The 21,931-nt window shown below is 69.3% G+C and carries 24 protein-coding genes and 1 tRNA gene; 7 read left to right on the top strand and 18 right to left on the bottom strand.

Annotated features, from left to right (window positions below; translation table 11 throughout):
* Positions 1-62: 62 nt before the first annotated feature.
* Complete coding sequence (locus BLW83_RS04765) at positions 63-1,133, top strand: 2'-deoxycytidine 5'-triphosphate deaminase (protein WP_090846186.1); 1,071 nt, start codon at positions 63-65, stop codon at positions 1,131-1,133.
* A gap of 3 nt (positions 1,134-1,136) precedes the next feature.
* On the opposite strand, the gene BLW83_RS15675 is transcribed toward BLW83_RS04765, so the two are convergent.
* The 5 genes from BLW83_RS15675 to BLW83_RS04740 form a co-directional block, all read right to left on the bottom strand.
* A complete protein-coding gene (locus tag BLW83_RS15675) occupies positions 1,137-1,343 on the bottom strand; it encodes a hypothetical protein (RefSeq protein WP_090846184.1) in 207 nt (68 codons plus the stop codon).
* Between the two features lie 52 nt (positions 1,344-1,395).
* A complete protein-coding gene (gene scpB / locus BLW83_RS04755; protein ID WP_090846182.1) occupies positions 1,396-2,016 on the bottom strand; it encodes an SMC-Scp complex subunit ScpB in 621 nt (206 codons plus the stop codon).
* A complete protein-coding gene (locus tag BLW83_RS04750; protein ID WP_090847460.1) occupies positions 2,013-2,777 on the bottom strand; it encodes a segregation and condensation protein A in 765 nt (254 codons plus the stop codon). The genes scpB and BLW83_RS04750 overlap by 4 nt, the downstream gene beginning before the upstream one ends.
* 182 nt (positions 2,778-2,959) lie before the next feature.
* A complete protein-coding gene (gene rpsD, locus BLW83_RS04745; protein WP_090846180.1) occupies positions 2,960-3,577 on the bottom strand; it encodes a 30S ribosomal protein S4 in 618 nt (205 codons plus the stop codon).
* Between the two features lie 146 nt (positions 3,578-3,723).
* The gene (locus BLW83_RS04740) at positions 3,724-4,932 is read right to left on the bottom strand and encodes a multidrug effflux MFS transporter (protein ID WP_245728638.1); all 1,209 of its coding nucleotides are present in this window, start codon (positions 4,930-4,932) and stop codon (positions 3,724-3,726) included.
* Positions 4,933-5,077: 145 nt separating this feature from the next.
* Here BLW83_RS04740 and BLW83_RS04735 point away from each other — a divergent pair, with 145 nt between their 5' ends.
* The 4 genes from BLW83_RS04735 to BLW83_RS04720 all read left to right on the top strand — a co-directional run bounded on the left by BLW83_RS04735 (position 5,078) and on the right by BLW83_RS04720 (position 6,931).
* Positions 5,078-5,500, top strand: coding sequence for a DUF1489 family protein (locus BLW83_RS04735; protein WP_090847456.1), 423 nt, complete (start codon positions 5,078-5,080; stop codon positions 5,498-5,500).
* Positions 5,501-5,618: 118 nt separating this feature from the next.
* Positions 5,619-5,692, top strand: a tRNA-Gly gene (locus BLW83_RS04730).
* Between the two features lie 133 nt (positions 5,693-5,825).
* Positions 5,826-6,581, top strand: coding sequence for a sulfite exporter TauE/SafE family protein (locus BLW83_RS04725; protein WP_090846177.1), 756 nt, complete (start codon positions 5,826-5,828; stop codon positions 6,579-6,581).
* 2 nt (positions 6,582-6,583) lie between these two features.
* The gene (locus BLW83_RS04720) at positions 6,584-6,931 is read left to right on the top strand and encodes a RidA family protein (protein ID WP_090846175.1); all 348 of its coding nucleotides are present in this window, start codon (positions 6,584-6,586) and stop codon (positions 6,929-6,931) included.
* Here BLW83_RS04720 and lpxB read toward each other — a convergent pair.
* The 13 genes from lpxB to pyrH form a co-directional block, all read right to left on the bottom strand.
* Positions 6,915-8,069 carry a lipid-A-disaccharide synthase gene (lpxB, locus tag BLW83_RS04715; RefSeq protein ID WP_090846173.1) on the bottom strand — a complete coding sequence of 385 codons (1,155 nt, stop codon included), beginning with the start codon at positions 8,067-8,069 and terminating at the stop codon, positions 6,915-6,917. The genes BLW83_RS04720 and lpxB overlap by 17 nt on opposite strands.
* 49 nt (positions 8,070-8,118) lie before the next feature.
* Positions 8,119-8,937, bottom strand: coding sequence for an LpxI family protein (locus tag BLW83_RS04710; protein ID WP_090846171.1), 819 nt, complete (start codon positions 8,935-8,937; stop codon positions 8,119-8,121).
* Positions 8,934-9,722, bottom strand: a complete 789-nt coding sequence (gene lpxA, locus BLW83_RS04705) for an acyl-ACP--UDP-N-acetylglucosamine O-acyltransferase (RefSeq protein ID WP_090846169.1) — start codon at positions 9,720-9,722, stop codon at positions 8,934-8,936. The genes BLW83_RS04710 and lpxA overlap by 4 nt, the downstream gene beginning before the upstream one ends.
* The gene (gene fabZ, locus BLW83_RS04700; RefSeq protein WP_090846167.1) at positions 9,715-10,200 is read right to left on the bottom strand and encodes a 3-hydroxyacyl-ACP dehydratase FabZ; all 486 of its coding nucleotides are present in this window, start codon (positions 10,198-10,200) and stop codon (positions 9,715-9,717) included. The genes lpxA and fabZ overlap by 8 nt, the downstream gene beginning before the upstream one ends.
* Positions 10,201-10,264: 64 nt before the next feature.
* On the bottom strand, positions 10,265-10,888 hold the full coding sequence (locus BLW83_RS04695; RefSeq protein WP_090846165.1) for a nicotinate-nucleotide adenylyltransferase: 624 nt from the start codon (positions 10,886-10,888) through the stop codon (positions 10,265-10,267).
* A gap of 1 nt (position 10,889) precedes the next feature.
* On the bottom strand, positions 10,890-11,780 hold the full coding sequence (locus tag BLW83_RS04690; RefSeq protein WP_177172494.1) for an OmpH/Skp family outer membrane protein: 891 nt from the start codon (positions 11,778-11,780) through the stop codon (positions 10,890-10,892).
* 32 nt (positions 11,781-11,812) lie between these two features.
* Complete coding sequence (bamA, locus tag BLW83_RS04685) at positions 11,813-14,182, bottom strand: outer membrane protein assembly factor BamA (RefSeq protein ID WP_090846161.1); 2,370 nt, start codon at positions 14,180-14,182, stop codon at positions 11,813-11,815.
* Between the two features lie 138 nt (positions 14,183-14,320).
* Positions 14,321-15,655, bottom strand: coding sequence for an RIP metalloprotease RseP (gene rseP, locus BLW83_RS04680; protein ID WP_090846159.1), 1,335 nt, complete (start codon positions 15,653-15,655; stop codon positions 14,321-14,323).
* Positions 15,652-16,824, bottom strand: a complete 1,173-nt coding sequence (dxr, locus tag BLW83_RS04675) for a 1-deoxy-D-xylulose-5-phosphate reductoisomerase (RefSeq protein WP_090846157.1) — start codon at positions 16,822-16,824, stop codon at positions 15,652-15,654. Before dxr ends, rseP begins: the two co-directional genes overlap by 4 nt.
* Positions 16,825-17,628, bottom strand: a complete 804-nt coding sequence (locus BLW83_RS04670; protein ID WP_090846155.1) for a phosphatidate cytidylyltransferase — start codon at positions 17,626-17,628, stop codon at positions 16,825-16,827.
* Entirely contained in the window at positions 17,625-18,365 is a 741-nt protein-coding gene (gene uppS / locus BLW83_RS04665) for a polyprenyl diphosphate synthase (RefSeq protein ID WP_425433936.1), read from the bottom strand. The genes BLW83_RS04670 and uppS overlap by 4 nt, the downstream gene beginning before the upstream one ends.
* Before the next feature lie 3 nt (positions 18,366-18,368).
* Complete coding sequence (frr, locus tag BLW83_RS04660) at positions 18,369-18,932, bottom strand: ribosome recycling factor (protein ID WP_090846153.1); 564 nt, start codon at positions 18,930-18,932, stop codon at positions 18,369-18,371.
* Positions 18,933-19,061: 129 nt separating this feature from the next.
* The gene (pyrH, locus tag BLW83_RS04655) at positions 19,062-19,811 is read right to left on the bottom strand and encodes a UMP kinase (RefSeq protein WP_090846150.1); all 750 of its coding nucleotides are present in this window, start codon (positions 19,809-19,811) and stop codon (positions 19,062-19,064) included.
* Between the two features lie 45 nt (positions 19,812-19,856).
* Here pyrH and miaA point away from each other — a divergent pair, with 45 nt between their 5' ends.
* Complete coding sequence (gene miaA / locus BLW83_RS04650; protein ID WP_177172493.1) at positions 19,857-20,801, top strand: tRNA (adenosine(37)-N6)-dimethylallyltransferase MiaA; 945 nt, start codon at positions 19,857-19,859, stop codon at positions 20,799-20,801.
* 180 nt (positions 20,802-20,981) lie between these two features.
* Positions 20,982-21,896 (top strand): helix-turn-helix domain-containing protein, encoded by a 915-nt coding sequence (locus BLW83_RS04645; RefSeq protein WP_218139082.1) that lies wholly within the window; start codon positions 20,982-20,984, stop codon positions 21,894-21,896.
* Positions 21,897-21,931: the final 35 nt, after the last annotated feature.

Raw genomic sequence — 21,931 nt, 5'->3', positions numbered from 1 at the left:
TCACGAAACGCCCACCCCGAGGGGTGGGCGTTCGCTTATGGCAGGATTGATGCGGGGTTGATGTGAACGGAGTCCTTCCCGACAGCGCCCTGCGCCGGCTGATCGCCGAGGGTGCCATCACCGCCGAAACACCGATCACCGCGGACCAGATCCAGCCGGCCAGCCTTGACCTGCGGCTGGGCGCGACCGCCTGGCGGCTGCGGGCGTCGTTTCTTGCCGGCCGCGGGCGCAGCGTCGCCGACCGGCTGGCGGATTTCGAGATGCACCGCATGGATCTGTCGGGCGGCGCCGTGCTGGAAAAAGGCTGCGTCTATCTGGTGCCGTTGCAGGAACGGCTGGCCCTGCCGCAAGCGGTCGAGGCGGTCGCGAACGCCAAATCCTCGACCGGGCGGCTCGACCTGCTGACACGGCTGGTGACCGACGACGGGACCGAGTTCGACCGCCTTCCCCCCGGCTACGACGGCCCGCTTTACGCCGAGATCTGCCCGCGCAGCTTTTCGGTGCTGGTGCGGCCGGGGATGCGGCTGAACCAGCTGCGGCTGCGGCACGGTCAGGCTGCGCTGGACGACCCGGCGCTGGCGGCTCTGCACGGCACGCAGCCGCTGGTCGATGGCGAGCCGCTGATCGACGGCGGGCTGGGGTTCTCGGTCGATCTGAGGCCGGTTTCGGGCGATCTGGTCGGCTATCGGGCGCGCCCGCACAGCGGGGTGATCGACCTCGACCGCATCGGCGGCTACCGCGCGCGGGACTTCTGGGACGAGCTGCGCACGGACGAAGGCCGCCTGATCCTCGACCCCGGCGCGTTCTACATCCTCGTCAGCCGCGAATCAGTGACGATCCCGCCCGGATATGCTGCGGAAATGTCGCCCTATCTGGCGATGGTGGGCGAATTCCGGGTCCATTACGCCGGTTTCTTCGACCCCGGTTTCGGCCACGGCCCCGGCGGCGCGGGCGCGCGCGGCGTGCTGGAGGTGCGCTGCCACGAGGCGCCTTTCGCGCTGGAACACGGGCAGGTCGTCGGCCGGCTGGTCTATGAACGCATGGCCGCGCCGCCCGACCGACTTTACGGCGCCGGCATCGCCTCGAACTACCAGGGCCAGGGGCTGAAGCTCGCCAAGCAGTTCCGCGGCTAAGGGCTAGCGCAGCTTGCGGGTGATCCGCGCCGCCTGCCGGGCGCGCTTGGCGGTCTCACGCGCGGTCCGGGCCTGTTTCTGCGCGGCGGGGGTGGGCTTGCCGTCGGCCGCGGTGCCACCGCTGCGCCGGGCATAGAGGTCGATCCCCTTGTCCATGCCCCAGTTCATCAGGCGGCGGATCAGCATGGAGATCAGGCGATTGGCATTCATGGTGCAGCCTCTCATGCGCAGGATTCGGCGCAAGCCATTGTGATTGCGCGACTCAATCGCCGAAAAGATCGTCCCCCGGCCCGTCCGCATGACTATCGGCGTCCTCAGGATCCGGCGCAAGCCCCGGCATCGCGCCTGCCCGGCTGTCCAGCAGCCCGGCCGCTCGCAGCTCTGCCAGCCCCGGCAGATCGCTGGCGCTGGCCAGCCCGAAGTGGTCCAGAAACGCCTCGGTCACCACAAAGGTCACCGGGCGGCCGGGGGTCTGGCGGCGGCGGCCCAGCCGGACCCAGCCCATTTCGATCAGCTGGTCCAGCGTGCCACGGCTGACCGAGACGCCGCGGATTTCCTCGATCTCGGCGCGGGTAACGGGCTGGTGATAGGCGACGATGGCCAGGGTTTCGGTCCCGGCGCGGGACAGGCGGCGGGTCTCGACCACCTGCTCCTGCATCAGGAATCCCAGGTCGGCGGCGGTGCGGAACGCCCAGGCATCACCCACGCGGACCAGTTCGACCCCGCGCCCGACATGGCGCGCGCGCAGCCGGCGCAGCGCCTCGGCCGGATCGCAGCCCGCCGGCATCCGCCGCGCCAGATCCTGCACGCTCAGCGGCTGGGCTGCGGCAAACAGCAGCGCCTCGACCATGCGTTCCTGCTGATCCTCGGGTGGCGGATTCATCGCGGGCGCACCGAGATGGGGGCGAAAACCGCCTCTTGCCGCAGCTCGACCCGCCCTTGCCGCGCCAGCTCCAGCGAGGCCGCAAATGTCGCCGCCGTGGCCGAGCGTCGCCGCGCCGGCGTGGCCCAGCCCTCGGGCAGAAAGCCCATCAGATCGGTCCAGCCGCCCCTGTGGCCGATCATCCGGCGCATCCGGTCCAACGCATCCTCAAGCGACCAGATGTCGCGGCGGTCATAGGCATAGGGGCGGAACTCGTCGCGGGTGCGCAAGCGCGCATAGGCCTGCATCAACTCGATCAGCCCCGCCTGCCACCTGATTTCGCGCGTCCGCGCCACGGTTTCCGGCGCCCCGCGGGCGAAACGGTCCTGCCCCAGCCGCGCCCGCCCCATCAGCCGCGCCGCCGCCTCGCGCATCGCCTGCAAGCGTTCGAGCTGAAAGGCCAGATGCGCGGCCAGATCCTCGGCCGAAGGCCCCTCGGCCAGCGGATCGGGCGGCAGCAGCAGCCGCGACTTGAGATAGGCCAGCCACGCCGCCATCACCAGGTAATCCGCCGCCAGCTCGATCCGCAGGCTGCGCGCGCGCTCGATAAAGTCCAGATACTGCTCGGCCAGCGCCAGAACGCTGATCTGCATCAGATCGACCTTTTGCGTCCGCGCCAGAGTCAAAAGCAGGTCCAGCGGCCCGTCGTAACCGGGCACATCGACGATCAGCGCCTCGTCGGGGCGCGGGATGCTGTCGGTATTGGCGGGCACTTGCTGCATCCCCCACCCATGGAAACCGACGCCCGCGCTGTCAACCTCTGCCCGCTGCTTCATCTTGCCCCAAATATCCCGGGGTCCGGGGCAGAGCCCCGGTCCGGCGGCGACGCAAGGAAAAAGGGCCGCCCCGAAGGACGGCCCTTGCAACCCGTTTGCGCCAAATCTGCGCAAATAGGATGAACTTCTTAGCGCGAATAGAATTCGACGACCAGGTTCGGTTCCATCACCACCGCATAGGGCACGTCGCCCAGTTCCGGGGTGCGCACAAAGGTCGCGGTCATCTTGTTGTGGTCGGCGTCGATGTAATCGGGCACGTCACGCTCGGCCAGGCCCACGGCCTCCAGCACGATGGCCAGCTGGCGCGAACGCTCGCGCACGGCGATCACGTCGCCTTCCTTGACGCGATAGGACGCGATGTTCACCGGCTTGCCGTTCACGGTCACATGGCCGTGGTTGATGAACTGGCGCGAGGCAAAGATGGTCGGCACGAATTTCGCGCGATAGACCACCGCGTCCAGCCGACGCTCCAGCAGGCCGATCAGGTTTTCGCCGGTGTCACCGCGCACACGCACGGCCTCGGCGTAGATGCGGCGGAACTGCTTTTCGGTCAGGTCGCCGTAATAGCCCTTGAGCTTTTGCTTCGCCCGCAGCTGGGTGCCGAAATCCGACAGTTTCTGCTTGCGGCGCTGGCCGTGCTGGCCGGGGCCGTATTCACGCTTGTTCACCGGGGATTTGGCACGGCCCCAGATGTTTTCGCCCATGCGGCGGTCGATCTTGTATTTGGCAGCGGTGCGTTTGGTCATCGCTGATCTCCTTCAGTTCGTTGCAGAAGGGCGTTGTCCTTTCCCCCGCATGGGGCGACAGGCTTCCCCTTGCGGGGTCCACCAACACCAATGGAAGCGGCGCTTATAGCCGCGGGGCGGGCAGAGTCAACCGCCCGGCCCGGCCGTCAGCCCCGCATCAGCCCCATGATCGCCCAGGCCAGCGCCGAACAGGCCAGCGCCGCGACCGCCACGGGCATGGCGGTGCCGTCATAGGCCAGCCCCACCGGTGCCGCGATCAGCACCGCCCCCAGCGTGGACAGCGCCGCCACGATCGAGGCCGTCAGCCCGGCGATATGTCCCATCCGCTGCATCGCCAGCGCGTTGAGGTTGCCAAACGTCAGCCCCGCCATGGTAAAGATGCCGACCGCCCACAGAAAGAACACGGGGAATTGCAGCGCCGGCGGCAGCAGCCCGCCCTCCAGCACCAGCAGGAACGCGCCCGAGACGAAAATCTGCGCCAGATAGGCGGTGCGCGCGATCATCCGCATGCCCACCCGCATCACCAGCCGCGAATTGATCAACGTGCCCAGCGACGCCAGCAGCGCCATGGCGGCGAACCACAGGGGAAAGCGGTCTCCCTGCCCATAGGTCTCGCCGAACAGCTGCTGGGCGGTGGACAGCAGCGCGAACATCTGCGCGAACCCCATCGTCATGGTGATCGTGCTCAGCACCACCTGCCGGTCCGACAGCACCTCGCGCATGCCGGCCCACAGATGGCCCAGACGCAGGGGACGGCGGGCCTGCGGGGCCAGCGTCTCGGGCTGGCGCAGGCCCAGCCACAACCAGCCTATCGTCCCGAACATGAAGCAGCCGATGAACACGCCGCGCCAGCCCAGCACCGCGATGAAGCCCTGCCCGATCAGCGGCGCCATGGCCGGCACGATCATGAACACCATCATGATAAAGCTGGTGATCCGCGCCATCTCGCGCCCCGAATACAGGTCGCGCACCAGCGCGGTGCCCACGATCCGGGGCGAGGCCGCGCCCAGCCCCTGCGCGAAACGGGCCAGCAGCAGCGCCTCAAGCGAGTTGGCGAACATCGCCACGATCGAAAAGACCAGATAGATGGTCAGCCCGATCGCCATCGCCGGCTTGCGCCCCAGCGCGTCCGAGACCGGCCCCGCAAACAGCGTGCCCACCCCCATGCCCGCCATGAAACTGGTCAGCACCAGCTGCGCACGGTTCACGTCGCCCGGGATCAGCTCGGCCGCGATCTGGGGCAGCGCCGGCAGCATGGCATCCATGGAAAAGGCGACCGTGGCGAACAGGAATGCCAGCATGGCAATCAGTTCCCCCTGCCGCAGCCCGGCACCACCAGAGTTTTGCGAAGTCATGAGAGCATCCTTTCCACGATCCCCTACGCCCTGCGGCAGGCGGTCGCAACCCGCGGCAGGCGGGCGCTTTTTCCAGGCTGCGCCGGTTTCCGCCCGGACCGGGCGGCCCCTGTTAACCCGCCGCAAGGGGGATTATATGGGCCCCATGACCGCCCCCATCCACATGATGAAGCTGTGCGTCGGCGCCGACGGCCCCGAGGATCTGGAACAATGGCAGCGGGAACGCTTTGGCGCAGGCCCCGCGGTCCATGTCACGCGGATGCGCCCGAAACGCGCCGAAGAACTGCTGGACGGCGGCTCGATCTACTGGGTGTTCCGGGGCGTGATGCTGGCACGGCAGCGGCTGCTGGATCTGCAAGAGCGGATCGGCGCCGACGGCATCACCCGATGCGCGCTGATCCTCGACCGGGATCTGGTGCGCGTGGCCGCCCTGCCCCGCCGGCCGTTCCAGGGCTGGCGCTACCTGCAACCCAAGGACGCGCCCCCCGACCTGCCGCCCGGCCGCGCCAGCGAGGACGCCCTGCCCCCGGAACTGGTCCGCGAACTGACCGAGATGGGGCTGCTCTAGCAGGTCCGCGAGCGCGCGCCAGAGCCTCCGGCGGGAATATTTTCCCAAGGAAGAAGCGGCGGCGGCGGCCGACTGCCCGCTTGACCCGGGCGGCGGCATTGTATATCGCAGCCAAGCCGCGGGTGTAGCTCAATGGTAGAGCAGAAGCTTCCCAAGCTTACGACGAGGGTTCGATTCCCTTCACCCGCTCCAATCCCATGCAGCGAGATGCCGGGCCAAGCCGGATCATCCGTTCCCGCCTGCCGGAAACCATCCGGCGGCGGCTCTTGCCCTGCCCCTCGGCTGCGGCCAGTGTGGCGCGCGCTGCAACTGACAGGAGCTGTCCGTGACCGAAATCCTCTTGCTGCTCATCGCCGGATTTGTCGGGGGGATGCTCAATGCGGTGGCCGGGGGCGGCACCTTCATCACCTTTCCCGCGCTGGTGTTCGTGGGGGTGCCGGTGGTGTCGGCCAATGCGACCAGCACGGTGGCGGCGCTGCCCGGGTATCTGTCGGCCGCGATCGGGTTCCGCCGGGAAATCGCGCGCCTGCCGCGCAGGCTGTTTCTGCGCCTGACGGTGCTGACAATGGCGGGCGGGTCCGCCGGCTCGGCGCTGCTGCTGGTGTCCTCGAACGAGGCTTTCGCCGTGCTGGTCCCGTTCCTGCTGCTGGCTGCGACGCTGGTGTTCATGGCGGGCGGGCGGCTGCGCGACTTTGCCTCGCGCTATCGCGGGGGCGTCGCGGCGTTCGGGGCCGGCACCATGATTCCGGTCGCGGTCTACGGCGGGTATTTCAACGGCGGGCTGGGGATCGTGCTGCTGGCGCTGTTTGCGCTGTGGGGGATGACCGATCTGGTCGAGATGAACGGGCTGAAGACCTGGCTGTCCTTTGCCCTGTCGATGATCAGCCTCGGGATCTTTGCCGCCGGGGGGCAGGTCGCGTGGTGGCCGGCGCTGTGGGTGGCGGGCGGCACCATCATCGGCGGCTATATGGGCGCGCCGGTCGCGCGCAGCATCCCCGCGCCGGTGCTGCGCGGCTTGATCGCGGTCGTGGGTTTCGGCATGACGGCGCTATTCTTTTGGCGGTTGGCAAGCGGAGCGTGACCATGACCAGGATCGAACGGATCGAATGCGGCCCCAGGATGAGCATGGGCGTCGTTCATAACGGCATCGTCTATCTGGCCGGGCAGGTCGGCCAGGCGGGCGACGACGTGGCCCAGCAGACCCGCACCGCGCTGGCCGAGGTGGACCGGCTGCTGGCCGAGGCCGGGACCGACCGCACCCGGATGCTGACCGCCCAGATCTGGCTGGCCGACATGGCGGATTTCGCGGAAATGAACGCGGTCTGGGACGCGTGGGTGCCGCAGGGTCACTGCCCGGCCCGCGCCACCGGCGAATCGCGGCTGGCGACCCCGGACTACCGGGTCGAGGTGATCGTCACCGCGGCGCTCTGACCGCCTTGATGACCGAGCGGGCCGCGCGCAGGCCGGGCGGCTCGCCCCCCCGGCCCAGCAGGTTCATGGTCAGCTCCATCGCCGCCAGCTGTTCGTCGCGCGCCTCCGGGTCGTCCAGCAGTTGCAGCAGTGCCGGCGCCATCAGCTCGGGGCGGCAGCGCCTGCCCAGGAATTCAGGCACCGCGCGGGTGTCGGTGACCAGGTTGACCAGCGTCACCGTGTCGGTTTTCAGCAGCATCCCCAGCAGCGCCCGCGTCATGGGCGCCATGTCGTAGCCGATCACCATCGGCACCTGATTCGCCGCCAGTTCCAGACTGACCGTCCCCGACGCCGCCAGCGCCAGATCCGCCGCCGCAAAAGCCGCGCGCTTGTCCGCGCTGTCCTGCACGACGACCGGGGCGGTGGGCCAGCGCCTGACCATCTGCCCCACCATCGCGGACACCCCCGGCACCGTGGGCAGCACCACCCGCAGCTCGGGCACCCGGTCGCGCAGCCGGATCAACGCCTCGTCGAAACGCGGGGCCAGCCGGGCGACCTCGCCCTGCCGCGAGCCGGGCAGGCACAGCACCAGGGGCGCCTCGGGCGCGATGCCGTGGCGGGCGCGGAAAGCTGCGGCCTCGGCCGGGGTTGCCACCGGCTCGGCCACCACCGGATGGCCGACGAAATCGCAGCTCATCCCGGCGGTGTGCATCAAGGGCGGCTCGAACGGCAGGATCGCCAGCACATGGTCCACAACCTCGGCCATTTTCGCCGCCCGCCCCGGCCGCCATGCCCAGACCGAGGGCGCCACGTAATGCACCGTGCGGATCCCCGGCGCCGCCGCCCGCACCAGCCGCGCCACCCGCAGGCCGAAATCGGGGCTGTCGATGGTGATCAGCACATCGGGCGCGGCCGCCACCACCGCCTGTGCGGCCTGCGCGATACGGCGCTTGAGCGCGCGGTATCTGGGCAGGATCTCCCAGATCCCCATCAGCGACAGCTCGGACATGGGAAACAGGCTGGAAAGCCCCTGCGCCGCCATCGCCTCGCCGCCGATCCCGGCGATCTCCAGCCCCGGGTCCAGCTCGCGCAGCCCCGCGATCAGCGCGCCGCCCAAGCGGTCGCCCGAGGGCTCGCCCGCGATCAGAAACGCCTTCATGCGGCCACCCGCGCAGGCCCGGATGCTTCTTTCTGGTTCAAATACCCAATCACGCCCTTGCCCACAGAAACACCCCCGCCGACTGGGCCGCGGCGATCGTCGCCTCGCGGTCCAGCAGCAGAACGCCGCCGGCCTGCCATGCGATCCCGGCCAGCCCGGCGCGGGCGGCCTGCGCCACCGTGTCGGGACCGATGGCGGGCAGGTCGATGCGGCGGTCCTGCCCAGGCTTCGGCGCCTTGAACAACACGCCGCGTGCGCCCTCGGGGCGGGGGCGCAGCCCTTGGTGCAGGGCAGCGAAATCCAGCATCGCCTCGGTCCCCGGCAGGGTTTCAAAGGCCAGGCACAGCCCCTGCACCACCACGCAGCCCTGCCCGATGTCCAGCGCGCCGGTGGCCGACAGGATCGCAGCGGCGCGGGCAGCGTCGGCGCGGTCGGCGGTCAAAGGCTCGCCCGCAAGCACGCCCTCGTCAGGGACCAGTGCGGGGCAGACCTCATCGACGCCCACGACCTCAAGCCCCCATTCCTCAAAGATCGCGATCACCTCGCGCAGCGCGCCGTCGTCGCCGTGCTGCATGGCGGTCAGGATCCGCGGCACCAGCGAGGCGGTGCGCGCGTCGAACCGTTCCGGGTCCAGCCGCGGGCGGCGGATCGCGCCGGCGAACACCACCCGCGCGAACCCCTGATCCACCAGCCGGTCGAGCAGCGGCACCAGTTGTTCCAGCCGGAAACCCTCGGCGGGAACGGCGACGGGCATCCCCTCAAGCGCCAGCACCAGCGGCGCGGTCCCTGCATCGCCCAGCGCGCGCACGATCAGCCCGGGCAGCGCGCCCTCGCCGGCGAGAACCGCGGTTTTCGGCGCCCCGCTCATCGCAGCTGCGGGCGCAGAAAGCTGCGGTCGCTGGGTCCGAGGATGAAATCCAGAACCTCGCGTTCCATCGCCGTGACCTCGTCCCCGGCGCGCAGCTGCGCGGTCTCGCGCAGCGATCCCGATGCCAGCGCCGCCAGCAACCCGCGCAAGTCCGCGATCTCGGCCCTGCTGGCGCCCCGGCGCTTGAGCCCGACCAGGTTCAGCCCCTCGAACTGCCCGCGCGGACCCGACACCAGACCGTGCGGCAGCACATCGGCGGTGACCATGCTCAGCGCCCCGATCATCGCGCCGCGGCCGATGCGGACGAACTGATGCACGCCCGACAGCCCGCCGACGATCACCTCGTCCTCGATCACGCAATGCCCGGCGATGGCGACGCTGTTGACCAGAATCACCCCGTTTCCGATCCGGCAGTCATGCGCGACATGGCTGCTGGACATGAACAGCCCGTCATCCCCGATCTGCGTCAGCCCGCCGCCGCCGGCGGTGCCGGGGTTCATCGTCACATATTCGCGGATACGGTTGCGGGCGCCGATCATCAGCCGCGTGCGCTCGCCGCTGAATTTCAGATCCTGCGGCGCCTGCCCGATCGAGGCAAAGGGAAAGATCGCGGTGCCCGCGCCGATCTCGGTCTCGCCGGCGACGACGACATGGGATTTCAGCTCGACGCCGTCGCCCAGCCGCACCTGCGGGCCGACATGGCAGAAAGGCCCGATGCGGACCCCCTGCCCCAGTTCCGCCCCCGGCTCGACGATGGCCGAGGGGTGAATCTGCGTGTCAGGCATCGGTCGCGTCGCTTACGGCCATCATCGCGGTGAATTCGGCGCTGGCGCAGACCTGCCCGTCCACCTTCACCTCGCCGGTGAATTTCCAGATCTTGCCGCCGGGGCGCTTGACCTTGACATGCAGCTCGGCCACGTCGCCGGGCTGGACCATGCGGCGGAACTTGCAGTTGTCCACGCCCATGAAATAGGTCAGCAGCTTTTCGTCGATATAGTTGCAGGTGATCCCCACCACCACGGCCGCGGTCTGGGCCATCGCCTCGACCAGCAGCACGCCCGGCATCACCGGCTGATCGGGAAAATGCCCCGGGAAATGCGGCTCGTTCGAGGTCACGCATTTGATCCCCACCCCGCCCTCGAACGGCACGATGTCCTGCACCCGGTCGATCATCAGGAACGGATAACGATGCGGAATGATGCGCTTGATCAGGGCCAGATCGGCGATGGTGTAGGGGGCGGGCGCGCGCTCTGGCTGGGACATGCTGTCACTCCGGTGTTTTGGACGTGCTATCAAATGCGCCGGAGCCTTGGCAAGCGACGCCCGCTCAGCCCCGGCTGCCGGGGGCGAGGTTCCGCGCGGCCCGGATCGCCGAGGACGACAGCGCGGTCATCGGCCCGTTGATCATCACCCAGGCCGGCGCGGGCGCGTCCGCAAGCAGCCCGGCGCGGGATTCGGGCAGACGCGCGCCCCACATGATGCGCGCCGCCCGCGAAGTGCGCGCCTGCGTGCGGGTGCCGGGGCGCGCGATCACCCCGATCGGCACCTGGGCTGCGATCCCGCGCCAGCGATCCCAGCGGCTGAACTGGATCAGGTTGTCCGACCCCATCAGCCACACAAAGCGCACCCCGGGCCAGCGCGCCCGCAGCGCGGCGATGGTGTCGGCGGTCCAGCGCGTGCCCAGCTGCGCCTCGATCCCGGTGACGCGGATGCGGGGGTCATGGACCAGCGCGCGGGCCGAGGCGATGCGGTCGGCCAGCGGGGCGGGGCCGTGGGGTTTCAACGGGTTGCCGGGGCTGACCAGCCACCACAGCCGGTCCAGCCGGAACCGGCGCAGCGCCATTTCGGTGATGTGCAGATGCCCGGCGTGCGGCGGATCGAACGAACCGCCCAGCAGCCCGATCCGCTGCCCCGGCAGGGCGATCAGCGTGTCGCCCGCGACGGCCCGCATGTCAGTCGGCCCTGCCCTGGGCGGCGTCAGGGTCGGGTGCGGCGTCCGGCGCGGACGGATCCGCGGGCGGCGCGTCCTCGGCGGTATCGAGGTCGGTCCCCGAAGACGACGGAGGCTCTGCCTCCTGCGGCCGGGCGCGTTCCTGTTCGGCCTGCGCCTTGAGCGCGGCGGCGATGATCTCGCGGCCGTCGCCCAGCTCGGCGTTCAGCGCGGCGATGGAATCGGCGGTGACGTCGATGCGTTCATCCGCGATCAGCACCATGCGCTGATCCAGCATCACCAGCCCGCCACGCGCCACCATCACCCGCCCCAGCACCGGCGCCGCCGCCTGAAAGAAGATGGCGCGGTCGCGTTCGGCGGTGTCGGACAGCGCCTCGCGCGCCTCGTCGCGTTCGCGGCGGATGGCCATCACCCGCTCGTCGAACTCGGCCGCGCGGATGCGGAATTCGGCCGGGGACAGCCGGGCGCGGGCGGCGGTCAGCGCATCCTCGTCGGCGACCAGATCGGCAAAGGCGCGGTCGTTGTCGGCGGCGACCTGGCGCGACTGCGCGGCAAGCTCGGCCTGCGCGCGCATTCCCCAGCGCGACTGCCGGTAAAGCGCCTCTTGATCGACCGTGACCACGGCCATGGCCAGCGAATCGGCGCCCGGTCCGCCGGCCAAAGGCGCCAGCCGCAGCCGCGCGTCGGGCTGCGGCGCGGCATCCGGGGCATCGGTGGCGGGCAAAGCCGCCGCCGGCCCGGCCAGATCGCTGGCCGCATCGTTCAGCCCCGGCGCACCCTGCACGGGCTGGGCGGCCGGCGCGTCACCCGTGCGCGGGACCGGCCGCGCGCTGCCGGGTTCCTGCGCCCCCAAGGGTGCGCCCGCGACCAGCAGCGCGACGACAGCCGGCACCCATAACCGGCACAGCCCCGCCCGCCCGCGCATCAGAACCGAGTCGTGATGGACAGGTCGAAGCTCTGGTCCTTGTCATAGTCCTCTTTGCGGACCGCCTTGGCAAAGTTGAAGCGCAGCGGCCCGATGGGCGTGGTCCAGAACAGCGAGGCCCCGACGGCGGCGCGAACCTTCATGCCGTCGTCAACGGGGTCGGTGCCGGTCCCGCCCATGGTGTTGTCCAGCCCCCAGATCGACCCCGCATCGGCGAACAACCCGCCCGAGATGCCGTATTCCTCGGGCACGCCGATGGGGAATTGCGCCTCGGTGCGCAGCGCCCAGAAATAATTGCCGCCCAGGGCGTCCTGATAGGGCGCGTTCAGGTCGCGCGGGCCAAAGCCGTTGGCCTCGAACCCGCGGATGCGGCCGGTGCTGCGGAAGCGGTCGGTAATGCGGCTGTCCTCGTCGCCCAGCATGTGCAGGGCGCCGGCCTCGAATTCGGCGCGCAGGGTGATTTCCTCGCGCCAGGCGCGGCTTTCGACCCCCGCCAGCAGCGTGGTCGTGACCGATTTCACATCCCCGCCCAGCCCGGCGAAATCCTGACCGAAGCGCAGCTTGTAGGCGGTCAGCGGATTGATCCCGACGATGCGGCTGTCATAGCCGTAGCTGTAGCCCAGCGCCGAGGTGATCCGCTCGCCCACTTCCTGCACAAGGATATCGGACGAGCCGATCCATTCGCAGTCTGCGGGCACGGGACTTTCTTCATTACAAGCCGGAATCTCGGTCACGTCGAACAGCTTGTCCTTGCTGATCCGATAGCGCAGTTCCAGCCGGCCGTTGTCGCTGACCGGAAATTCGATCCCCGAGGACAGGCCGATGCTGCGGGTGTTGTAGCGCGCATTGTAGTAATCCGAGGTCCGATACCACGCCGAGAACCGCGCCCGCAGGTCGCGCCCCAGGAAATACGGCTCGACAAAGTTGAAATCAAAGCTGCGCGAGCCGCTGACCGTCGAGAACCCCAGCTGCACGGTCTGGCCGCGGCCCAGAAAGTTGTTTTCCGACAGCGAGGCGTTGAAGCCGACGCCCGCATCCGCGCCGTAGCTGGCACCAAAGCTCAGCGTGCCGGTGGGCTGTTCCTCGACGTTCACATCGACAATGACCTGCTGGGGCGTGGACCCGGCGCGTGTTTCCACCTGCGCGTCGCTGAAATACCCCAGCGCCCGGATGCGCTCGGCCGAGGCCCGGATCTCGCGCGGGTTGAAGGGGTCGCCCTCGACGGTGCGGAACTGGCGGCGGATAACCTCGTCCAGGGTGGTGGTGTTGCCCTCGATGTCGATGCGCTCGACAAAGATGCGCGGGCCGCGCACCAGCGCCAGCGTCAGGTCCAGCGTCTGGTTGCGCATGTTGCGGGTCACCCGCGGCTCGACGCTGACGAAATTCAGCCCCTGTTGCAGGGCCAGCGTCTCCATCCGCTGGATGGTGTTTTCCACGGCCGAGGGGCTGTAGACCTGCCCGCGGCGCACCTTGTTCTGCGCCTGATAGGGGGCGACATCCAGACCCGCAATCTCGCTGACGACCGCGACATTGCCAAAGCTGTAACGCGGGCCTTCGTAGATGTTGTAGGTGACGAAGAACGCGTCGCGTTCGCGCGCGACCTCGGGGGCGACGGCCTGCACGCGGAAATCGGCATAGCCGCGCGAGCGATAGAAATCAGTCAGCAGCTTTTCATCCAGCTGCATCCGTTCGGGCGCGAATGTGTCGCGGCGGACGAATGCGCGCAGCAGCCCGGCCTGTTTGGTCGACAGCACGTCGCGCAGCTTGCGGTCCGAAAAGGCCCGGTTGCCGGTGAAGCCGATCCGCTCGATCTCGGTGACCTTGCCCTCGCGGATCTCGAACACCAGATCGACGCGGTTGCCCGAGCGGCGGATCACCCGCGGATCGACGCGCGCGGCATAGCGCCCCTGCGAGGCATAGGCGGCGGCGATGGCCTGCGCGTCCTGTTCCGCCGTGCTGGGCGAGAACACCCGGCGCGAACGCGACTGCACCACCTCGGCCAGCTGGTCGTCCTTGATGCGGCGGTTGCCCTCGAAATTGACGATGTTGATCATCGGGTATTCGCTGACCTTGATGACCAGCGTGCGGCCCTGCGGGACGATTTCCACCGCCTCGAACAGCCCCGATTGCTGCAATCGCTGCTGGGCGTCGTTCAGATCCCCCAGCGACAGATCTGCGCCGCGGCGCAGATTGGCCAGCGACAGCGCGGTTTCCGCATCGACCGACTGCGCACCCTCAAGCCGCACCTGGTCATAGACCGCCGCATGCGCCGGGCCCAAGGCGCCGATCACCGCCGCCAGCACCACGGCCGGGATGGTCCCCGCCGCCCGCGCACGGGCCAAAGCCCCGCCCCTGATCCGATCCGTCATCGCCTGCCCCTCGCGTCAGCGCCCGGCGCCGGTTTTCCGGACCGCCATTTGCCGCAAGGATTAACCCCGCCGGGGGGGAGCTGTCAAAGCAATCCGGGCAAAAAGCGGCGCAAACGGGCCGCAAAACCCGCCGATTCCTCAGCGGCAGACAATATCGTTGGTCAGGCCAAAGATCATCAGCGTCAGCACCAGCGCCATTCCGATGCGGGTCAGGATGTCCATCGCGCGCTCGGACGGGGGGCGGCGGGCCACGGCCTCCCATGTGTAGAACAGCAGATGGCCGCCATCCAGCACCGGGATCGGCAGCAGGTTCAGGAACCCGATCCCCGCCGAAAGCAGCGCCACCAGCCAGAAGAAATTTCCCGCCCCCGCGCTGGCGGCGTCCCCCGCGACCTCGGCGATCGAGATCGCGCCCGACAGGTTGCAGCGCCCGATCTGCCCGGTAACCATGGCGACGATGCCGGTCAGAGAGCCCCAGACCACGTCGCGGGTCTGGCGGGCCCCGATGGCCAGCGCCTCGACCGGGCCGGGGGTGCGGGTAGAGGGGCGGAAATACCCCTCGCCGCCGGTGACCCCGATCAGCCAGCGTTTTTCAAAGCCGCCGCCAGCGGTTGGCAGATCCTGTTCGCGCGGGATCAGGACGAAATCGGCCTCGCCCACGCCCGGGCGCCAGACGCGCAGGGCGACGGGGCGGCCCGCCGCGGCCTCGACCAGGGGGCGCAGCTCGGTAAAGCGGGCGATGGGGCGGCCCTCGACCGCCAGCACCACGTCGCCGGGGCGCAGATCCGCGGCCGAGGCCGCGCTGCGCGGCGACACCCCCGAAACCCGGGGCGGCGCCGGGTCGGGGGCGGTCACGGTGATTTCCGTGCCGCCCCGGAGCACGGTCCAGTCGTGGCTGGCCGCAGCGGGCAGCGTTTCGGGCAGCCGGAACAGCGCCGGCCAGTCGGAAACGGGGTGGCCGGCGATGGCGAGGATCCGATCCCCCGGTTGCAGCTGGTTCACGACGCCGGGCGGGGCTTGCAGGATCTCGCCGACCTCGACCCGCTCGGTCGCCAGCCCCTGCCATGTGATCACACCCGCAAATACCAGCGCAGCAAGGATAAAGTTGAACACCGGCCCCGCCGCCACTGTGGCGAAGCGCGCCCATAGCGGCGCGCCCCCCAGCGTCTGCCGAGCAAGCGCCGGGTCCACGGTTCCGTCGCGCGTCGCGCTGGCAACATCGGCGTCGCCCAGAAACCGGACATAGCCGCCCAGCGGAATCGCCGCGATCTGCCAGACCGTGCCGCGCCGGTCGCGCCAGGCGACCAATCGGGGGCCGAACCCCAGCGAAAACACCTCGGCCCGGATTCCGCACCAGCGGCCGACGATATAATGGCCGTATTCATGGACGCCGACGATAATCGACAGCGCCACGACAAAGGCGACGACCGTCCAGGCGAGCCCGCCGGTCTGTGTGATCACAGCCTCGATCATGCCGCAGCCCGCCAGCCCGCGGCGTCGCGGCGCGCGGTCTCGTCCCAGGCCAGCACCTCGGCCAGGCTGCCCGGGCTGCGGCCGAACCCCGCCTGCCCCGCGGCGCGGTCCAGCGCATGGGCGACCGCGCCGGCCATGTCGGTAAAGCGGATGCGCCCGGCGATGAAATCGTCCAGCGCCTGTTCCTTGGCCGCATTCAGCACCGCCCCCGCAGCGCCGCCCTGCGCGATCACCTGCCGCGCCAGCGACAGCGCCGGCCAGCGCGCGGCGCAGGGCTCGCGGAATGTCAGGCTGCCCTGCCGCGCCAGATCCAGCGGCGGCAGCGGCAGTTTTTCCCGGCGGGGCCAATGCAGCGCGTGGCCGATGGCGTGGCGCATATCGGGCGGGCCCAGATGCGCCAGCGTGCCGCCGTCGGCATAGGACACCAGCGCGTGCACGATGGATTCCGGGTGGACCAGCACCGCGATCCGCTCGCTGGGCAGGCCGAAGAATTCATGCGCCTCGATAACTTCCAGCGCCTTGTTGAACATACTGGCGCTGTCGATGGTGATCCGCTGCCCCATTGCCCAGTTGGGGTGGGTCGAGGCCTCGGCCACCGTCGCCGCCGCCAGCCGTTCCAGCGGCCAGTCGCGGAAGGCCCCGCCCGAGGCCGTCAGCGTTACCAGCTCGACCCGATCGAGGTTTTCACTATCAAGACACTGAAATACCGCGGAATGTTCAGAATCAACCGGCAGGATGGTGGCGCCGGTCCGCGCCGCGTGCCCCATCAGCAGCCGCCCGGCGGTGACCAGACTTTCCTTGTTGGCCAGCGCCAGCGTGCCGCCGCGCTCCACCACCCGCAGCCCGGGCGCCAGCCCCGCGGCACCGACAATGGCCGACAGCGACCAGTCGGCGGGGCGGTCGGCAGCCTCGGCAACTGCCTGCGCGCCGGCCGCGGCCTGAACGCCGCTGCCCGCCAGCGCCGCGCGCAGGTCCGGCAGCAAGGTTTCATCGGCGATCACGGCGATTTCAGCCCGCAGCGCCCGCGCCATCTCGGCCAGCCGCGCGACGTTGCGCCCTCCGGTCAGCGCCACCGTGCGCCACGCCTCGGCCCCGCCCGAGCGGATCAGCAGGTCAAAGGCGCTTTCCCCGATCGAGCCGGTCGCACCAAAGATCGAGACGCTGCGCATTCAGCCCCCGATTGCCGGCAGCAGTCCCGCCAGCGACAACAGCGTCGCCAGCCCCAGCGATCCGGTCATGGCGTCGAAACGGTCCATCAGCCCCCCGTGGCCGGGGATCAGCTGCGAGCTGTCCTTGACGCCCACCCGCCGCTTGATCCAGCTTTCGGCAATGTCGCCCATCTGCCCGGCAAAGGCCAGAATCGGGCCGATCACGATGACGCTGGCGGGGGCGGTGCCTGTGATCACAAGAGCCAACCCCAGCGCGGCGGCGCCTATCCAGCCGGCGGCGGTGCCGCTCCAGGTTTTTTTCGGGCTGATGGCGGGCCAGAACTTGGGGCCGCCGACGATGCGGCCGACGAAATACCCCAGCACGTCCGACAGCACCACGATCGCAACCACCCACAGCGTCGCCGGCAGCCCCTCCATCGCGCGCAGCCACATGACGCCGAACGCCGCCAGCATCATCGCAAGAGCCATGCCGGCATAGGGTCCGCGCAGCCCGGGGCGGGCGGCGGCCGTCCCGGCGGCCAGCGGCACCAGCAGCAGCAGCGCAGCGGGCGACCCCAGATACAGCGCCGCCGCCATCGCCGCGGCGGCTGCCAGCGCGATACCGGCGACCAGCCGCGGCGCGGGTGCGGGGACGGCAAGCCGGGTCAGTTCCCAGATCAGCCCGCCGACCACCGCCGCGATGCCGATTTTGGCCAGCGGCAACGGCAACAGCAGCAGCGCCGCCCCCGCAAGCAGGATCACCACGCCCGAAAGCACCCTTGCCACCAGGTCGCCCCAGCGCCCTTGCGCCGCCGGCACGCTCATGCCGCGCCAAAGCGGCGCTGGCGCTGACTGGTCCGTTCGAGGATCTCGGCCAGATGCGCGGGCGAGAAATCGGGCCACAGCACCGGGGTGAATTCATATTCCGAATAGGCCGCCTGAAACGGCAGAAAGTTCGAAATCCGCGTCTCGCCCGAGGTGCGGATCACCAGATCGGGGTCGGGGTGGCCGGCGGTGTCCAGACAGGCGGCCAGATCCGCCTCGGTCGGTCGGGCAATCTCGCCGCTGGCGATGCGGGCTGCAAGACGTGCGGCGGCACGGGCGAGTTCGTCGCGGCCGCCGTAATTGATCGCCACGGTCAGGTTCAGCCGCGTGTTCGATGCGGTCCGCGCCTCGATCCCCGACATCAGCGATTGCAGCTTGTCGTCAAGTCTTGCCCGTTCGCCGATAAAGCGCAGACGCACGCCCTCGGCGGACATCGCGGCGGCCTCTCGGCGGATGTAGCGGGCGAAAATCGCCATGAGTCCAAGGACTTCTTCGGTAGAGCGCTTCCAGTTCTCGGTCGAGAACGCATAAAGCGTCAGCCAATCCACCCCCAGATCGGGGGCGGCGCGAACGATTTCCTTGACCCTTTGCGCCCCGCGGCGATGTCCCACCAGCCGCGGCCAGCCACGTTCGGTCGCCCAGCGGCCGTTGCCGTCCATGATGATGGCGACATGGCGCGCGCGCGCCACGGTCCCCCCGGCCAGCGGCGCGCAGGCCATCACGGCTTCGGCGGCCATGGATCAGACCTGCATGATTTCTGCTTGTTTCGTTTCGAGCGCCTTGTCCACCTCGGCGATCATCTTGTCCGTCAGCTCCTGCACCGAAATTTCCCAGAATTTCTGGTCGTCCTCGGACATGCCCTTGGCCTTGGCCTTCTTGATCTGGTCCATGCCGTCGCGGCGCACGTTGCGCACGGCGACGCGGGCGCTTTCGGCGTAGCCGGCGGCGACCTTGGTCAGTTCCTTGCGGCGTTCCTCGTTCAGCTCGGGGATCGGCAGCATGATGATGGTGCCATTCAGCTGCGGGTTGATGCCCAGCCCGCTTTCGCGGATCGCCTTTTCCACCTTGCCGACCATCGCCTTGTCCCAGACGTTGATCGTGACCATCCGCGGCTCGGGCACGTTGACCGTGCCGACCTGGTTGATCGGGGTCAACGAGCCATAGGCGTCGACCATGATCGGGTCGATCATGCTGGCCGAGGCACGCCCCGTCCGCAACGAGGAAAATTCGTGCCGCAGGCTGTCCATCGCGCCTTTCATCCGGCGCTCCAGATCGTCGGTGTCGATCTCGATCTCGTCGGCCATGGTTCCCTCTTCAATCGTTTCCCGGAGCTATAGCCTCTTCAACGGGCGCTTGTATAGTTCTGCACCCCTCTACCACGGGATTCCTTTCGGAATGATTACCCGCATCGCAGGAATTTTCCGGCCCCGGTCTTAGCCGTGGACCCTTGTATAGGTGCCCTTGCCGGCCAGGATGCCGCAGAATCCGCCCGGCTCGTCCAGCGAAAACACGATGATCGGCAGGTTGTTGTCGCGCGCCAGCGCGATGGCCGAGGCGTCCATGACCGCCAGATGCTTTTGCAGCACCTCGTCATAGGTCACGTTGTCATAGCGTTTCGCGTCGGGGAAACGGGCCGGATCCTTGTCGTAGACCCCGTCCACCTTGGTCCCCTTGAAGATCGCCTCGCAGCCCATCTCGTTGGCGCGCAGCGTCGCGGCGGTATCGGTGGTGAAATACGGGTTGCCGGTGCCGGCGGCAAAGATGCAGATGCGCTTTTTCTCAAGATGGCGGATGGCGCGGCGGCGGATATAGGGCTCGGCCACCTCATCCATGCGGATCGCGGAAATCACCCGCGAATGCAGGCCCTTGGCCTCAAGCGCGGCCTGCATCGCCAGCGCGTTCATCACCGTGGCCAGCATCCCCATATAGTCGGCGGTCGCGCGCTCCATCCCTTGCGCGCTGCCCTGCAACCCGCGAAAGATGTTGCCGCCGCCGATCACCATGCAGATCTCGACCCCCAGCTTGTGGACCGATTCCACCTCGTCGGCGATACGGGCGACGGTGGGCGGATGCAGCCCGTAGCCCTGGTCGCCCATCAGCGCCTCGCCCGAGATCTTGAGCATCACCCGCTTGTAGCTGCGGGTCGCGGGCTGGTCGGGGGTGTTGCCTGCGGTGTCGTTCATGTGGTTTTTTCCCCGTTTCATCGCCCTGTTTCACTGGCGCGCAAAATGGCCCAGATAGGGCGCATGATCAACACCGGGTCCGACACCATCGACGCGACGACGCCTCAGGCGCTGGCCGGGCTGCTGGCAGGGATCACGCCGGCCCGGCCGGTTCTGATCGCGGGGCCGACCGCCGCGGGAAAATCGGCGCTGGCGTTGCGGATCGCGCAGGAAACCGGGCGCGCGGTGGTCAATGCCGATGCGTTGCAGGTCTGGTCGTGCTGGCGGGTGCTGACCGCCCGCCCCTCGGTCCGGGACGAGGCCGCGGCGCCGCATCTGCTTTATGGCCATGTCGAGCCGGGGCGCAGCTATTCGGTGGGCGACTGGCTGGCCGAGGTGGCCGCGCTGCTGGACAGCGGCCGCGGGCTGGTGATCGCTGGCGGCACCGGGTTGTATCTGTCGGCGCTGACCCGGGGGCTGGCGGTGATTCCCCCCGTCCCGGCAGAGATCCGGGCGCAGGGCGACGCCTGGCTGGCGCGCGACGGCGGGCTGACCAGCATGATCGCCGCGCTGGATCCGCGCACGCGCGCGGGGCTGGACCTGCGCAACCCCGCCCGCGTCCAGCGCGCGTGGGAGGTTCTGACCGCCACCGGCCGCGGGCTGGCCGACTGGCAGGCCGACACTCCGCCGCCGCTGGTCGCGCCCGAACAGGCGCAGCGTTTCGTGTTGCAGATGGACCGCGACCTGCTGGCCGACCGCATCGCCCGCCGCTTTGACGCGATGCTGGACGAGGGCGCGCTGGACGAGGTGCGCGCCATGCTGCCCCGCTGGGATCCCCGCACGCAATGGGCCCGCGCGATCGGCGCGGCCGAGCTGGCCGAGCATCTGTCCGGCCGCCTGACCCTGGCCGAGGCGCGCGAACGGGCAGTGATCGCGACGCGGCAATACGCCAAGTCGCAGCGCATCTGGTTTCGCAACCGGATGCGCGACTGGACCCCCGTCGCGGTCTGACATTTACTGCCAATTCCGCCGCTTGACGGCTTTTGTTTTTCCTCGGGGCTGTTAAACATTTATTAGAGTTTTGTCTTTTATGACAGGGCGAGTCAGTCAGGCCAGTCGATGTTCGCTCACGCACCCATTCCAGACCAGCAGCACAGGCCCACCGCGCCGATTCAGCAGGATGCCGCCGTCTTGCCGGATCCCGCGAACCTGGCGCGGGCAACGGCTCCGCTGCGGCCCTATGCGGGGCGGCCGCCGTTGCCGGACAACGGGCTGCGGCTGCTGCCTCTGGACAGTTTCACATGGGGCGGACCGACCGGCCCCGCCCGCAGCAGTCGCAGCCGCACCCGCGGCGACCACTGTCTGATCCGCGTCACCGCCGGCGTGGTCCGGATCATCCTGCCGGGGGGTGCGGTCGATCACGGGCCGGATAGCGTGGTCTTTATCCCCGCCGGGACCGCCTTTGCCGCCGAGCCGCAGCCGGGCGTCGCCGGTCAGGTGCTGCTGATGCCTCGCGATCTGGGCGAGAGGCTGGATCTGCCGCTGCCGCAGCGGATCGTGGCCGGATCCGAACCCGCGGGTTCAGCGACAGGTGCGGTGCTGTCGACCGATCTGCACGCGCTGGCGCAGCGGCTGGACGACCCGGCCGGCGTCGCCACGGGCTTGCGGCTGGGGCTGATCGCCGGCTCGTTGCAGCGCATGGTTTCGCCGACGCACAGCCCGCCGCGGCTTGTCGCCGAACCGCCGTCGCCGCGGGGCGGGGACAACCGCCCGCTGGTCGCCGCATATATCGAACTGGCCGGCCGCGAACTGGGCCGGGGCCGCACGCTCGCCGATCTGGCCGAGGCGCTGGGGGTCAGCGCGGCGGCGCTGGACTCGGCCTGCCGGTGCCATCGCGGCTGTTCGGCGCTGGCGCTGCTTTACGAGCTGCGCATCGAGCGCGCGGCGGCCCAGCTGCGCTGCACCGCCCGCAGCCTTGGCGACATCGCGATCGAGCTGGGATTTTCCGGCACCGCCCATCTGATCCGCTGCTTTATCACCGCCACCGGCCGCACCCCCGAAAATTACCGGCAGTTGATGCAGCAATCACGCCATGCTGTCGGCTGACCCGCGGCGGGGTCTGCCGGCGCTGCGCAAGGCCC

The sequence above is a fragment of the Paracoccus alkenifer genome (assembly GCF_900108405.1).
Lineage (GTDB): Bacteria > Pseudomonadota > Alphaproteobacteria > Rhodobacterales > Rhodobacteraceae > Paracoccus > Paracoccus alkenifer.
The sequence above is the reverse complement of the archived record's forward strand: the minus strand, read 5'-3'. Positions and strand labels throughout refer to the sequence as shown.